2 protein-coding genes and 1 pseudogene are annotated in these 1793 nt (G+C 45.6%); 2 read left to right on the top strand and 1 reads right to left on the bottom strand.

The genetic code is table 11. The features are described from left to right. Both A3738_RS15465 and A3738_RS15460 read left to right on the top strand, forming a co-directional pair. Positions 1 to 751: histidinol-phosphate transaminase (locus A3738_RS15465; protein ID WP_082890059.1), on the top strand; the 751-nt coding region annotated here is incomplete at its 5' end. Between the two features lie 19 nt (positions 752 to 770). After that, entirely contained in the window at positions 771 to 1529 is a 759-nt protein-coding gene (locus A3738_RS15460; RefSeq protein WP_068476209.1) for a Nif3-like dinuclear metal center hexameric protein, read from the top strand. Positions 1530 to 1532: 3 nt separating this feature from the next. On the opposite strand, the pseudogene A3738_RS31170 reads toward A3738_RS15460, so the two are convergent. Then, a pseudogene (locus A3738_RS31170) lies at positions 1533 to 1793 on the bottom strand (hypothetical protein); the annotation flags it as partial.

Here is a 1793-nt window from a genome sequence, read left to right as displayed (position 1 = left end):
AGTTGAGCCAAGTTTTGTGATGTACAAAATGATCTCGGCTTTTGTTGGTGTGCCATACACTGGCGTGGATCTGAACGCCGATTTCTCAATTAATCTAGCCGCTACCTTATCGGCAATTCAAGAGCATGACCCAGCCGTTATTTTTTTAGCTGCGCCCAATAACCCGACAGGCAATGTGTTCTCTGAAGAAGATTTGCAGGCAATTATCGACGCCGCAAATGGCCTTGTTGTGCTTGATGAAGCCTACATGGCATTTACCGATAGTGATTTATTGTCTTACGTGTCGCGTTACCCAAATGTAGTTGTAATGCGAACCTTCTCGAAGGTCGGTTTAGCAGGTTTGCGCCTTGGCTTCATGGTGGGTAGCAGTACTTGGCTTAATGAATTTGAGAAGCTTCGTTTGCCATACAATATCAATGTGTTAACACAGGCCAGTGCTAGTTTAGCTATCAAGCACTACGACAAACTAGCGGCTCAATGTGAGTTGCTTAAGACTGCTCGATCTGAGTTACTCGCTTCCTTGGCGGATATTGATGGTCTGGAAGTTTTCCCTAGCGAAGCGAATTTCGTGCTCGTGCGCTGCAGTAATGGTGGAGCACGAAGTGTTTTTGAAGCAATGAAGACTCAGGGCGTGCTCATAAAGTGTTTGGATGGAGGGCATCCTCTACTAGCTGAGTGTTTGCGATTAACGGTCGGTACCGTCCAGCAAAACGAAGAAATGATTGTGGCGCTTAAGAAAGCATTGGCTTAGGGATTTCGGAGGGCAAGAAATGATCGAACGTATTGAGTTAGAGAAATATTTAGCAGACCTTCTCAGTATCTCGAGCATTCGAGACTATTGCCCAAATGGTCTTCAAGTCGAAGGTGCTAGTCAGATTTCAAAAATCGTCGGTGGTGTGACTGCGTCTCAAGACCTAATTGATGTTGCCATCAAAGAAAACGCCGATGCGATCTTGGTTCATCACGGTTACTTCTGGAAAGGTGAGTCAGAGGCTATTACGGGTATTAAGCGCAATCGAATTAAGGCCTTACTTGATCACGATATTAATCTATTTGCGTATCACCTTCCGCTAGATGTGCATCCTACACTGGGCAATAATGCTGAGTTAGGTCGTTTGCTTGGTTTCGAAACCAGCGGCGGGATGGAACCAGATAATAAGTTTAGTGTTGGGTTAGTGGGTTCTCTACCAACACCTATGGTGTTAAGCGATTTAACTAAGCATGTGAGCGCTGTGTTGGGACGTGATGCGCTGAGTATTGGTGCTTCAGATAAAGAAATCAAAACGGTTGCTTGGTGTACCGGTGGTGCGCAGAGCATGATTGATAAGGCGGTAGCGCTTGGTGTAGATGCATATATCAGTGGTGAGATTTCAGAACCGACTGTGCACATTGCGCGTGAAACGGGAGTGGCTTATATCTCGGCTGGCCATCATGCTACCGAACGATATGGCGCAAAAGCGCTAGGTGAGTATTTACAGGATAAGTTTGATCTCGATTTCGTTTTTGTTGATATCGATAATCCAGTCTGACGCTTAAGCGTCAGACGTTGGGCGTTTTTGTTCTTCGCCTTTATATTGCTGCTCTAAATCTTCGTTAAATTCATTAGGCGCATTTTGTTGCCCTTCAAAGCCATAACCCTCAGACAGCGTACCTTCTTCTTCAGGCTTATCTTTCGGTGCGTAATCCATTGGTGGTGTAACGTCATTATTAGCTATGTCGATCGTGTGGCCTCGGTGAGAGGGCGTTTTGCTTGCGTTGAAGCTTAGCGATAACACGCTTTCTATCTCGTCATC

It is taken from the genome of Oleiphilus sp. HI0066 (assembly GCF_001635725.1).
This window is presented reverse-complemented; position numbering and strand designations above follow the sequence as displayed.